The sequence below is a fragment of the Pseudomonas sp. Eth.TT006 genome (genome assembly GCF_054456575.1).
Genome location: NZ_JBTJEN010000018.1, coordinates 1 through 13,060 on the forward strand (window position 1 = coordinate 1; position 13,060 = coordinate 13,060).

Sequence of the window (13,060 nt, forward strand, 5' to 3'; positions counted from 1 at the left end):
CTCCTACAAAGGCGCGATGGCGCAAATTCTGTGGGAGCGAGCTTGCTCGCGAAGGGGCCGGAACCGGCAACGCAAAGCTAGAAGGACGGCGCCTGCTGCCGCCGCTTCCACTGACTCAAACGCTGCTGCAAATTCAACGGGCTGTGAATCTGCTGTTGCCGCGCGCGGCTGAACAGAATCAGCGCGAGTTCCGCCGTGGCCAGCGCATCGGCGCTCGCGTTGTGTCGCTCGAACACCTCAAGCTTGAACCAGTCGATCCACTCATCCAGCCCGGCCTCGCGAATATTCGCCTGCGGGCTCAGCAGCGGCGCCATGTCCGCGACATCCAGAAACACATTTTGCAGCTTGTAGCCCAAGTGTTCCTTCAGCGCGCGCCCGAGCATGTGCTGATCGAACGGCGCGTGAAACGCCAGCACCGGGCTGTCACCGATGAATTCCATGAGCGCCAGCAGCGCCTCGGCGGGGTCGCTGCCGGCGGCAATCGCATTCGGCCCCAAACCGTGAATCAACACGCTGGGGCCGAGTTTCAGCTCTCGACATTGCAGGGTGCGCTCGAACTGCTGACTGAAATCGATTGCGCCGTCCTCAATGACCACCGCGCCGATCGACAGCACGCGATCCTTGTTCAGGTTCAGCCCGGTGGTTTCCAGATCCAGCACCACCCAGCGCTGTTCGCGCAGACTGCATTCGCGCGGTTGGCTGATCGCCGGCAACTGCGCCAGACGCTGTTGCAGGTCGGCCGAGAGCAGCGGACTGGCCGGACGCAGCCACGAAAACAGGCTCATAGCTGATACCGCAAGGCCAGGCTGCTTTGCAGGCGCTGGGCCTGGCGCAGCGATTCACGCAGGATGCGCCGGTCCAGATGATTGAGGCTGTCGGGATCGACCCGGTTCGACCACGGCTGGTTTTCCCGGGTCTGAATCTGGTGTTGCTGCATGCGCGTCTGCTGAATGAAATGGTAAGCCTCTTCATACGCCGCGCCGTCGAGGCGTTCGATGACCTCTTTTTCGACCAACTGACGCAGGCGTTCCAGGGTGTTATTGGTTTCGATGCCATGGGCCAAAGCGAGCAAGCGTGCGCCGTCGACGAAGGGCGTCAGGCCCTGGACCTTGAGGTCGAGGGTGGCTTTCTCGCCATTCTTGCGCGCCAGCACAAACTCGCGAAAACGCCCCACCGGCGGACGATTGCGCAGGGCGTTCTCGGCCATCATGCGCTGGAACAGACGGTTGTCGCCGACCTGATCAAGGATTCCCCGGCGCAGTTGTGCACAACCTGTTTCGTCGCCCCAGACCACCCGCAGGTCGAAATAGATGCTCGAACCCAGCAGGTTCTCCGGCGTGGCCTCGCGGATGAACGCCGCAAAGCGCCGCGCCCATTCCGCTCGGGACAAGCACAGCTCCGGGTTACCGGCCATGATGTTGCCTTTGCACAGGCTGAAGCCGCACAGCGCCAGGCTCTGGTTGATCTGCTGCGCAATCGGCAGCAGCTTGCCGCGAATCTCTGCCGCATGCGCCGCGTCCCGCGCTTCGAACAGAATGCCGTTGTCCTGATCGGTGTGCAGGGTCTGCTCGCGCCGGCCTTCGCTGCCGAAGCACAGCCAGCTGAACGGCACACCGGGATCGCCTTTTTCGGCGAGGGTCAGTTCGATCACCCGGCATACGGTGTGGTCGTTGAGCAGGGTGATGATGTGTGTGATCTGGGTCGAGGACGCGCCGTGCGCCAGCATGCGTTCGACCAGTTGGCCGATCTCGCCGCGCAGGCTCACCAATTGCTCCACGCGCTGGGCGCTGCGGATGGTCCGGGCCAGGTGCACCAGGTCGACTCGTTGCAGCGAAAACAGATCGCGCTCGGAAACCACCCCGCACAGGCGCTGGTCCTTGACCAGACAAACGTGGGCAATGTGCCGTTCGGTCATGGCAATCGCCGCGTCGAACGCACTGTGATCCGGCGACAGATAAAACGGCGTGCGGGTCATGTGCTGCTCAATGGCTTCGCTGAAATCGCCGCTGCCATTGGCCACCACTTCACGCAGATCGCGCAGGGTAAAAATCCCCAGCGGCGTCTTGTGCTCATCCACCGCAACGATGCTGCCGACCTGTTGTTCGTGCATCAGCTTCACCGCTTCGCGCAGGGGCGTGTCGGGGCTGCAGGTCACCGGATGCCGCATTGCCAGCTCGCCCAGGCGGGTGTTGAGCGAATACTGGGTGCCGAGAGTTTCCACGGCTTTTTGCTGGACTTGCTGGTTGACCTGATCGAGCAGGCTGCTGACTCCGCGCAAGGCGAAGTCGCGGAAGCTGGTGGACAGGGCGAACAGTTTGATGAACGCCGGTTTGTTCAGTTGCAGACAGAAGGTGTCTTCACCGGCCAGGTGTTCGGTGCGCGTGGCCCGTTCGCCGATCAGCGCGGCAAGGGGGAAACACTCGCCGGTGGTGATCTCGAAAGTGGTTTCGGTGCCGGCTTTGGTGATGTGCTGCCGCTCGCCGATCACCCGGCCCTGTTTGACGATATAGAAGTGTTCCACCGGCCCGTCGGCAGGCTTGATGATGCTCTCGCCCTGGCCATAGAAACGCAGCTGGCATTGCTCCACCAGATACGCGAGGTGGGCGTGTTCCATCTGATTGAAGGGCGGGAAGCGCTGGAGGAATTGCAGGGTGCCCTGAATGTTCTGCAACACCGCGGTTTTCCCTGCCTGGGTGAAGGCGTCCGCTTTGCTCATAACCATTACCGCAGTCTTTTTTGAATTGTTGTGGTCGGATCGTTGCGGCCATGGTCGACCCCCGCGCGCAGGGTGCCCATTGGACGTAAGTCTAGGTTTGCGCCGCCGTTGAGCACATTTAGGAAGTGCCCTACAAAAACAGTCGGAAATTCCCCTGTCAGCCTCTTGGAAAAAAATCCGACGAAGTGCACATTGAAGCGGTGCCTAGCGATGTCTGACCACTTGCCAAGGGATTGATCCAGTACTTTAGAGAATGTTATGTCCGACCACGATATTTTGAGCGACGCCGAGCGTGAAGCGCTCAGCGCTGTAATGCTCGAATCCGACCTGCTGCCGCCGCAGCGTGTGCTGATCGTCGATGACGACAAGGACGCCCGTGAGCTGCTATCGGAGATTCTCGCGTTGGATGGAATTCGTTGTATGACCGCAGCCAGCGGCGAAACCGCACTGAAGATGCTCGACGAAAAACCGTCGATCGGGCTGGTGATTACCGATCTGCGCATGGGCAATGTCGACGGCCTCGAGCTGATCCGCCAGGTGCGCGAATCGGTCAGGGCGGCACTGCCGATCATCATTGTCTCGGGGGATGCGGATGTGAAAGATGCCATTGCGGCGATGCATCTGAGCGTGGTGGATTTTCTGCTCAAGCCGATTGATACGGTGAAGTTGCTTGGGCTGGTCAAACACGAACTTGGCATTGAGCCCTGACTTTTAAGATCAAAAGATCGCAGCCTGCGGCAGCTCCTACAGGTGATCTCATGTAGGAGCTGCCGCAGGCTGCGATCTTTTGATTTTGCTTTCCAAAGAAAAAGCCCTGACCGAAAGATCAGGGCTTTTTCACATCAGCGCGAATTACAGACCATTGGCCTTCTTGAACTCGCGACGACGACGGTGCAGCACCGGCTCGGTGTAGCCGTTCGGCTGCTTGGTGCCCTCGATCACCAGCTCGACCGCCGCCTGGAAGGCGATGTTGCTGTCGAAGTTCGGGGCCAGCGGACGGTATAGCGGGTCGTTGGCGTTCTGACGGTCAACCACCGGCGCCATGCGCTTGAGGCTTTCCATCACTTGCTCTTGGGTGACGATACCGTGGCGCAGCCAGTTGGCGATGTGCTGGCTGGAGATCCGCAGTGTGGCACGGTCTTCCATCAGGCCGATGTCGTTGATGTCCGGCACTTTCGAGCAACCGACGCCTTGGTCGATCCAGCGCACCACGTAGCCGAGAATGCCCTGGGCGTTGTTGTCCAGTTCGTTCTTGATCTGCTCCGGTGTCCAGTTCGGCTTGACCGCCAGCGGGATGGTCAGGATGTCGTCCACCGAAGCACGGGCGCGCTTGGCCAGTTCGGCCTGACGGGCGAACACGTCGACCTTGTGGTAGTGCAGCGCGTGCAGGGCTGCGGCGGTCGGCGACGGTACCCAGGCGGTGTTGGCGCCGGCCAGCGGATGAGCGATTTTCTGTTCGAGCATCGCCGCCATCAGGTCGGGCATTGCCCACATGCCTTTACCGATTTGCGCACGACCTTGCAGGCCGGTGCTCAGACCGATATCGACGTTCCAGTTTTCGTAGGCGCCAATCCATTTCTCGGCCTTCATGTCGGCCTTGCGCACCATCGGGCCGGCTTCCATGGAGGTGTGGATTTCGTCGCCGGTGCGGTCGAGGAAACCGGTGTTGATGAACACCACGCGCTCGCTGGCGGCCTTGATGCAGGCCTTGAGGTTGACCGTGGTACGGCGCTCCTCGTCCATTATCCCGACTTTCAGAGTGTTGCGTTTCAGGCCCAATACATCTTCGATGCGCCCGAACAACTCGTTGGTGAACGCCGCTTCTTCCGGGCCGTGCATCTTCGGTTTGACGATGTAGACCGAACCGGTGCGGGTGTTCTTGCGCGAGGTGTTGCCGTTGAGGTTGTGCATCGCCGCCAGGCACGTGACCAGACCGTCGAGAATGCCTTCCGGCACTTCGTTGCCGTGCTTGTCGAGGATCGCGTCGATGGTCATCAGGTGTCCGACGTTACGCACGAACAACAGCGAGCGACCGTGTAACGTCAGTTCACTGCCATCGACGCGGGTGTAGGTGCGATCCGGGTTCATGGTGCGGGTGAAGGTCTGGCCGCCCTTGGCGACTTCTTCGGACAGGTCGCCCTTCATCAGGCCAAGCCAGTTGCGATAGATCACCACTTTGTCATCGGCATCGACGGCAGCCACGGAGTCTTCGCAGTCCATGATGGTGGTCAGCGCCGCTTCCATCAGGATGTCTTTGACGCCGGCAGCATCGGTCTGGCCGACCGGGGTGCTGGCGTCGATCTGGATTTCGAAATGCAGGCCGTGGTTCTTCAGCAGGATCGCGATCGGTGCGTCGGCCGGGCCCTGGAAACCGATCAGCTGAGCATCGTTGCGCAGGCCGCTGTGGTTGCCGCCCTTGAGCGCCACCTGCAGTTTGCCGTCAACGATTGTGTAACCGGTGGAGTCGACGTGGGAGCCGGCCGCCAATGGCGCCGCTTCGTCGAGGAAGGCGCGGGCGAAGGCGATGACTTTGTCGCCACGCACCTTGTTGTAGCCTTTGCCTTTTTCCGCGCCACCGTCTTCGCTGATCGCGTCGGTGCCGTAGAGGGCGTCGTACAGCGAACCCCAGCGAGCGTTCGAGGCATTGAGGGCGAAGCGGGCGTTCATCACCGGGACCACGAGTTGCGGGCCGGCGGTACGGGCGATTTCATCATCGACGTTTTGCGTCGTTGCCTGGAAATCAGCCGCTTCTGGCAGCAGATAACCGATTTCTTGGAGGAAGGCTTTGTAGGCCACGGCGTCATGCGCCTGGCCAGCGTGCTCCTGATGCCAGGCATCAAGGCGAGCCTGGAAGTCATCGCGTTTGGCGAGTAGGGCTTTGTTCTTCGGTGCCAGGTCGTGAATGACCTTGTCGGCACCTTCCCAGAATTTTTCGGCGGTGAGGCCGGTACCGGGAATGGCTTCGTTGTTCACGAAGTCGAACAGGACTTTGGCGACCTGCAGGCCACCGACTTGAACGTGTTCAGTCATTGCTTGCCTCACTCTGCTCAGCTATTTCGCTTTTCAGCTCTTCAATTTTGACAATGAAGCCTCTGGCCATTTAAACCACAAACCTGCCGACCAGTACATGCCATTGCTGGCGGCTGGGCTGGGACCAATCAACGGCTGGGTGGCCTTGCTGACAGGGCTTTCAGGGTTGCGAACATGCCTTGGGCAGACATCGATCCAGCGTTATGTAGTGCGCGCTGCGGCATACTACATGATGCGTTGCGCTTGTGAAAATCAGACTAATTACGTCGTTCTGCGACCTCATGACGCATTGCGGTCACGTCGCGGAACGGGATGTTCTCAAAAAACCGGGAGATTGTTCCAGTTAAATATAAAAAGTTGTACACATAAATACTTTCTGCCTGCTATGGCATCCCCCTGCGGAGCACACTTCTGTGGCGAGGGGATTTATCCCCGATGGGTGGCGAAGCCACCCCCTGCGCGCTGACAGGTAGACCGAGCTGACAGGGCTTACGGCTGCTGCGCAACCGATCGGGGATAAATCTCCTCGCCACAGGTTGCTTCCAAAACCCAGACACAGGTCATCCGCACAAAATGCTGTCCGGGCTGAATCAAACCCCTTGCCTATACTTGCCTTTCTATAACAAAAGTCATGACAAGAGGGCTGTGCCATGGACCATCTCGTACTCACTGTCTTCGCCCCGGACAAGCCCGGGCAGGTCGAGCGCATCGCCCAATGCATTGCCGAGCACGGCGGCAACTGGCTGGAAAGTCGCATGTCACGGATGGCCGGGCAGTTCGCCGGGATTCTGCGGGTGGCCGTGCCGGCGGAGGCTTACGACGAATTAGTCGATTCCCTACAAGCATTGTCAACGCACGGCATTCGCGTGCTGATTGCCGAAAGCGGCATCGAGCAATCCTGCACCTGGAAACCGATCGCCATGGACCTGGTGGGCAATGACCGCCCGGGGATCGTGCGTGATATCACTCGCCTGCTCAGCGAGCAGGGGGTAAACCTCGAACGGCTGGTGACGGAGGTGCGACCGGCACCGATGAGCAGTGAGCCGCTGTTCCACGCCGAGGCGATTCTCGCGGTGCCGCTGACCCTGTCGCTGGATGTGCTGCAATCGCGCCTGGAAACTCTGGCCGATGATCTGATGGTCGAATTGGTGTTACGCACGGACGTTTAAGCGGCGTCCGGGTTATCCAGTTTTAACGTGCACCTGCCTGTGGATAACCTGTAGAGACCGGGCGCCAGCCCTTACCGGCCGTGGCTCGCCGAGAGTTGATCAAAAAAACGCCAGTATTCAGTAACTTGCACACAAACGGCGGGGATCACGCTGTGGATAACCTTGGGAAGGAACGGTGCAGGCCACGAGAACCGTGGCCTGCGAAGCTTTGTGCGTTTTTTGATCAGCTGCGCCGACGCAAACTGATTACCGCATCGACGCTGTAAACCGCCAGACCGGCCCAGATAAAGATGAACGCGATCAGGGTGCTCGACGACAAGTGCTCGCCAAACAGCAGCACCGCTTGCAGCAATACCAAGGTCGGCGCCAGGTATTGCAGGAAGCCAATCGTGGTGTACGGCAAGTGGCGCGTGGCGGCGTTGAAGCACACCAGCGGCACCAGCGTCACCGGGCCAGCCGCTACCAGCCACCAGGCTTGCGAGGTGGTCCAGAACTCGGGTTGCGCACTGGTGGCGGTCTGGTTGAATAGCAGCCAGGCCACGGCAATCGGCACCAGCATCCAGGTTTCCACCACCAGCCCCGGCAAGGCTTTGACCGGTGCCTGTTTGCGGATCAGCCCGTAAAAACCGAAGGTCAGCGCCAGCACCAGCGAGACCCACGGCAGGCTGCCGACCTGCCACACCTGCTGCGCCACGCCGACGGCTGCCAGCCCCACCGCGATCCACTGCATCCGGCGCAGACGTTCGCCGAGAATCAACATCCCCAGCAGCACGTTGACCAGCGGGTTGATGTAGTAACCGAGGCTGGCTTCGAGCATGCGTCCGTTGTTCACCGACCACACATAGGTCAGCCAGTTGGCTGCGATCAGGGTGCCGCTCAGTGCGAGGATCGCCAGACGTTTGGGATTGTCCAGCAACTCGCGCCACCAGCCGGGGTGCTTCCACACCATCAGCAGCAAGGCGCCGAACAGGGCTGACCACAGCACCCGGTGAATGATGATTTCAACGGCCGGGACTTCGGCAATGGCTTTGAAATAGATCGGGAACAGGCCCCAGATGATGTAGGCACTCAGGCCCAAAATGTACCCGCGACGCGGGTTGGCGGCTTGCATGCAGAATCCTTGCTCAGACAGCTGACAAAGGAGGGATTGTAAGGAGATTTGTTGGCCAATGAGTTCTGAAATTGTGAGCACAGGACAAAATTGTGGGAGGGGGCTTGCTCCCGAAGGCGGTGTGTCAGCCAACATTTTTGTTGAATGTCAGTCCGTCTTCGGGAGCAAGCCCCCTCCCACATGGATTTGCGGGTAATCAGAAGAGTTTCAGCGGTTCTTCGTTGAGCGCCGCCAATTGTTCACGCAACGCCAGCACCTGATCGCCCCAATACCTTTCCGTACCAAACCACGGAAAGCTGTGCGGAAACGCCGGGTCATCCCAACGCCGCGCCAGCCAAGCGCTGTAGTGCATCAGGCGCAGGGCACGCAGCGGTTCGATCAGCGCCAGTTCGCGTGGGTCGAAGTCGTGGAATTCGTTGTAGCCGTCCATCAGTTCCGACAGTTGCCCGAGGCATTCCTGACGGTCGCCGGCGAGCATCATCCAGATGTCCTGTACCGCCGGGCCCATGCGGCAATCGTCGAGGTCGACGATGTGGAACATCTCGTCGCGGCACATCATGTTGCCGGGGTGGCAGTCGCCGTGCATGCGGATGTTCTGGTGCGGCGTGTTGGCGTAGGCATCTTCCACGCGTTTAAGCAGATCGCGGGCAACCGATTCATAGGCCGGCAGCAGGCTTTTCGGAATGAAATTGCCTTCGAGCAAGGTGTTCAGCGAGGCGTGACCAAAGTTCTGCACCGCGAGCGCTTCGCGGTGTGCGAACGGTTTGGTCGAACCCACCGCATGAATCCGCCCAAGCAACTGGCCGAGGCGATACAACTGATCGAGATTGCCCGGCTCCGGCGCCCGGCCTCCACGACGCGGAAACAGGGTGAAGCGGAAACCGGCGTGTTCGTGCAGGGTCTCGCCGTTGTGGATCAGCGGCGCCACCACCGGAATCTCGACATCCGCCAGTTCAAAGGTGAATTGGTGTTCTTCGAGGATCGCCTCGTTGCTCCAGCGTTGCGGACGATAGAACTTGGCGATCAGCGGCTCGGAGTCTTCGATGCCGACCTGGTAGACGCGGTTTTCGTAGCTGTTGAGCGCCAGAATGCGCGCATCACTGAGGAACCCAATGCTTTCGACGGCATCGAGGACAAGGTCGGGGGTGAGGGTTTCAAACGGGTGGGCCATGCTGACTCCTGCGCGCAGCAGGCTGCCGCGTCCGGCCCAGCATGGTAGCGCAGATGGCGGGATTGATGGGGCTGGCTTCGCATGGGCGGTTGTCAGTGAAGACCCCTATCGCGGGCAAGCCCGCTCCCACAGGTTTTTGCGCAGATTTGCAGATAGCGCAAGACCTTGTGGGAGCTGGCTTGCCAGCGATGAGGGCCTGTCAGGCGCCGACTATTCCGCCATCCTCACGGGTAATCGCCATCACCGAAGACCGTGGCTTGCCATTCGGCAGATGTTCGGGGAAGGTCGAGCCACCGTTCTCGCCTGGATGCTGGATCCCGACAAACAGAGTTTTCTGATCCGGCGAGAAGCTGATCCCGGTGACTTCACAGCCCACCGGCCCGACCATGAATCGGCGAATTTCGCCAGTCGCCGGGTCGGCGCAGAGCATCTGGTTGTTGCCCATCCCGGCAAAATCCCCGGCGTTGCTCGAATCGCCATCGGTGAGAATCCACAGGCGCCCGGCCTTGTCGAAACCCAGGCCATCCGGGCTGTTGAACATGTTCTGCGGGGTGATGTTCTTCGAGCCGCCTTTCGGCGTGCCGGGATGCACGCTCGGGTTGCCGGCGACCACGAACAGATCCCAGGCGAAGGTCTTCGAGGCGTGATCGTCGCGGTCGGTGCGCCAGCGCAGGATCTGCCCGTAGACGTTCTTCGCGCGCGGGTTCGGTCCACCCACCGGTTGCCCGTCCTCGCCGCGTTTGGCGTTGTTGGTCAGGGTGCAATAGACCTGGCCATCCTTCGGACTGACCACGATCCACTCCGGTCGGTCCATGCGCGTGGCGCCGACGACACTGGCGGCGAGGCGCGCGTGGATCAGCACTTCGGCCTGATCGGCAAAACCGCTGCTGGCGTCGATGCCGTTCTTGCCGTGGGCCAGTTCGATCCACTGGCCCTGACCTTTCGGGTGATCCGGGTTGCCGTCACCGGCATCGAACTTGGCTACGTACAGGGTGCCGTGATCGAGGATGTCGCGGTTGGCTTTCGGGTTGCGGTGGTTGATGCGGTCGCGGCTGACGAATTTGTAGATGAACTCGCCACGCTCGTCGTCGCCCATGTACACCACGGCGCGACCGTCATCGGTCTCGGCCAGCGCGGCGTTTTCATGTTTGAAGCGGCCCAGCGCGGTGCGTTTGACCGGCGTCGATTGCGGATCGAACGGATCGATCTCCACCACCCAGCCGTGACGGTTGAGTTCGTTGGGGTTCTTCGCCATGTCGAAACGCGGATCGAACGGGTGCCAGTTGATCTCGCGGCTGGCGGCCGTCACGCCGTAGCGCTTCTGCGCCGGGTCGAACTGCTGCTGGGCGTTGCTGCTGCCGAAGCAATCAGTGAAGTTCTCTTCACAGGTCAGATAGGTGCCCCACGGTGTCTTGCCGTTGGCGCAGTTCTGGAAGGTGCCGAGGACTCTCTTGCCGTGCTTGTCGGCGGCGGTTTTCATCAGATCGTGGCCGGCAGCCGGACCACTGATGCGCAGTGGCGAGTTGCCGTGGATCCGCCGGTTGTAACGCGAGCCCTGGACGAACTGCCACTGACCATTCTTGCGCTGCACTTCGATCACCGACACGCCTTCGCAAGCCAGCGCCTTGCGCACATCTTCGGCCGATTGCGGCATGCCGCCGTGCGGGTAGAGGTAGCGGTAGTTGGTGTATTCGTTATTGATCGCCATCAACGCGCGGTTTTTGTCGTCAGGGAAGGCGAACAGGCTCATGCCGTCGTTGTTGTCGCCGAACTGCACTTCCTGGGCGGCGGCGGTGCCGTTACCGCTCGGGTCGAAGGCCGGGCCGTTTTTGTGCAACGGCTGGCCCCAACTGATCAGCACCGAAGACTTGTAGCCCTTGGGCAGGCTGATGGCGTCGCTGGTTGCGGCGGGAATGCTCTCGAAACCCAGCAGGCGACTGTTGCCGGCGCTGACGCTGGATGCCAGCACGCTGCGGCTGAGCAGGTTGCCGCCGAGGAACATCGCCGCGCCGCACAGCGCGCCGGCGCTGATGAAACCGCGACGGCTGAGGCCGACCATTTTTTCCAGATCAGTCGATTGGTTTTCTTCTAATAGGCTCACATCAGGCTCCCTGCTTGGTTTTGGCAGCCACCTTAAAGCGGGGCGATGAAGCTTTTGTTGCAGGCCGTCCGTTACAGCGGTGTGCCGAGCAGCACATTGGACGGCGAGAACTGCACCTGCACCGGCTGCCCGACACCCAGCCCGCGAGTGCGCAACTGCAACGGCTCAGCCAGGGCGCACAGCGTCGGCCCATTGGGCAGGGCGATGCGCACTTCGCTGGGGCCGTCTTCGGCATCGAGAATGGCTTCGATGCTGCCGCGCAGAAGATTGTGTCCGGATGTTGCGGATTGGTCTGTCGCGAGCAGTTCAAGCCAGCCGGCCTTGATCAGTGCCACCACTTCAGTGCCCGCTTGCAGCTCCAGATGCACGGTGCTGTCGTGGGTGATCTGCGCGTCGATCCACAGGCCTTCGGCCAGTTCGAGGCGGATCAGGTCATTGCGGCCCTGGCTATCGATGGCCACGACTGTGCCATGCAACTGGTTGCGCGCACTGGTGCGCAGCATCAGCCGACCCAGCAGATCGAGATCGCTGGCGTCTTCGGCGGCTTCCAGTACCTGCGCCTGCAGGGCTTGCAGTTTTTGATACAGACGCAGTACCCGCTCGCCTTCGCTGGACAACCTCGCGCCACCGCCGCCCTTGCCACCGACGGCGCGTTCCACCAAGGGTTTCTGCGCCAGGTTGTTCAGCTCATCGATCGCATCCCACGCCGCCTTGTAACTCAGCCCGGCGCTTTTCGCGGCACGGGTGATCGAGCCCTGTTCGGCAATGTGCTGCAGCAGGGCAATGCGCTGCGGGCGGCGGACGATGTGCTGGGACAGCAGAGAGGGCATGGACATGAGTGGGGGGCTTTTGAGCTGTGGCGGTGGGAACGAAGTTGGCCGCTTGCAACACATCAGTCAAGCCAGACACAAGATCTTGTGGGAGCGAGCTTGCTCGCGAAAGCGCTGTGTCAGGCAGCACAGATGTTGGATGTGATGGCCTCTTCGCGAGCAAGCTCGCTCCCACAAGGTTGGTGTTGGCTTCAGCTTCCGGGTTTTGGTGTGCGCGCCAGGCAGTACACGTCGACCCTTGCCGCCCCGGCATCTCTCAACAACCGCGCCAATGCCTGCGCGGTGGCACCGGTGGTCAGCACGTCATCGACCAAGGCGAAATGCCGACCTTTCACGTCCGCGTCTGGCGCGAGGGCAAATGCGTTGCGCAAATTGCGCTTGCGCGCCTTGGCGTCGAGGTCCTGCTGGGCGCTGGTGTCGTGAATTCGCCGGAGCACTTGCTCTGCAAACGGCAGATCGAGCTGTTTGCTCAACCATCGCGCCAACATGGCGGCTTGATTGAACCCGCGTTGACGCAGACGTTTGTTGGCCAACGGCACGGGCAGCAACACGTCGGGGCGTGGCAATCCCTCATCGAAGCGATGTTGCAGGTATTGGCCGGCAACGTCGGCGAGCAGGTGACCAAACGGCCATTTCGCGTTGTGTTTAAAACGCGTAATCAGCGTGTCCACCGGAAAGTCATAGCGCCACGGCACCACCACCTGCTCGAAGGCCGGCGGCTCTAGCAGGCACGCTCCGCAGGTCAGGCCGGCGGTGGAAAGTGGCAATGCGCAGGTCTGGCAATGATCGCCGAGCCACGGCAGATCGGTTTCGCAGGCGTCGCAGATTGGCATTTCTGCCTCTGCGGGCTCATCGCACAATAAGCATGCCTGTACGTTTTTTAAACAGATGTAAACCTGCTCTTCGTCGTATGGTTGACAGCGCATGGCTCT

The 13,060-nt window shown here is 60.8% G+C and carries 10 protein-coding genes; 2 read left to right on the forward strand and 8 right to left on the reverse strand.

The window, feature by feature from the left end; translation table 11 throughout:
• Positions 1–77: 77 nt before the first annotated feature.
• Both ACXR0M_RS23530 and ACXR0M_RS23535 read right to left on the reverse strand, forming a co-directional pair.
• Positions 78–785, reverse strand: coding sequence for a 3'-5' exonuclease (locus ACXR0M_RS23530; protein WP_458834059.1), 708 nt, complete (start codon positions 783–785; stop codon positions 78–80).
• Positions 782–2,716 carry a putative nucleotidyltransferase substrate binding domain-containing protein gene (locus ACXR0M_RS23535; protein ID WP_458834060.1) on the reverse strand — a complete coding sequence of 645 codons (1,935 nt, stop codon included), beginning with the start codon at positions 2,714–2,716 and terminating at the stop codon, positions 782–784. The genes ACXR0M_RS23530 and ACXR0M_RS23535 overlap by 4 nt, the downstream gene beginning before the upstream one ends.
• Before the next feature lie 258 nt (positions 2,717–2,974).
• On the opposite strand from ACXR0M_RS23535, the gene ACXR0M_RS23540 reads away from it, so the two are divergent.
• Positions 2,975–3,424, forward strand: coding sequence for a response regulator (locus ACXR0M_RS23540; RefSeq protein ID WP_458834061.1), 450 nt, complete (start codon positions 2,975–2,977; stop codon positions 3,422–3,424).
• Positions 3,425–3,568: 144 nt separating this feature from the next.
• Here ACXR0M_RS23540 and ACXR0M_RS23545 read toward each other — a convergent pair whose 3' ends face one another.
• A complete protein-coding gene (locus ACXR0M_RS23545; protein WP_458834062.1) occupies positions 3,569–5,746 on the reverse strand; it encodes a malate synthase G in 2,178 nt (725 codons plus the stop codon).
• A gap of 650 nt (positions 5,747–6,396) precedes the next feature.
• Here ACXR0M_RS23545 and ACXR0M_RS23550 point away from each other — a divergent pair.
• Positions 6,397–6,915: a glycine cleavage system transcriptional repressor gene (locus tag ACXR0M_RS23550; protein ID WP_458834063.1), complete on the forward strand. Its 519-nt coding sequence runs from the start codon at positions 6,397–6,399 to the stop codon at positions 6,913–6,915.
• Between the two features lie 223 nt (positions 6,916–7,138).
• Here the strand turns inward: ACXR0M_RS23550 and rarD are convergent, their stop codons facing one another.
• The 5 genes from rarD to ACXR0M_RS23575 all read right to left on the reverse strand — a co-directional run bounded on the left by rarD (position 7,139) and on the right by ACXR0M_RS23575 (position 13,054).
• Positions 7,139–8,026 (reverse strand): EamA family transporter RarD, encoded by an 888-nt coding sequence (rarD, locus tag ACXR0M_RS23555; RefSeq protein WP_458834064.1) that lies wholly within the window; start codon positions 8,024–8,026, stop codon positions 7,139–7,141.
• Positions 8,027–8,222: 196 nt separating this feature from the next.
• On the reverse strand, positions 8,223–9,197 hold the full coding sequence (locus ACXR0M_RS23560) for a serine/threonine protein kinase (protein ID WP_458834065.1): 975 nt from the start codon (positions 9,195–9,197) through the stop codon (positions 8,223–8,225).
• A gap of 199 nt (positions 9,198–9,396) precedes the next feature.
• Complete coding sequence (locus tag ACXR0M_RS23565) at positions 9,397–11,298, reverse strand: PhoX family protein (RefSeq protein WP_458834066.1); 1,902 nt, start codon at positions 11,296–11,298, stop codon at positions 9,397–9,399.
• Positions 11,299–11,369: 71 nt separating this feature from the next.
• A complete protein-coding gene (locus tag ACXR0M_RS23570; RefSeq protein WP_458834067.1) occupies positions 11,370–12,134 on the reverse strand; it encodes a TOBE domain-containing protein in 765 nt (254 codons plus the stop codon).
• Between the two features lie 185 nt (positions 12,135–12,319).
• Complete coding sequence (locus tag ACXR0M_RS23575; protein WP_458834068.1) at positions 12,320–13,054, reverse strand: phosphoribosyltransferase family protein; 735 nt, start codon at positions 13,052–13,054, stop codon at positions 12,320–12,322.
• Positions 13,055–13,060 lie beyond the last annotated feature (6 nt).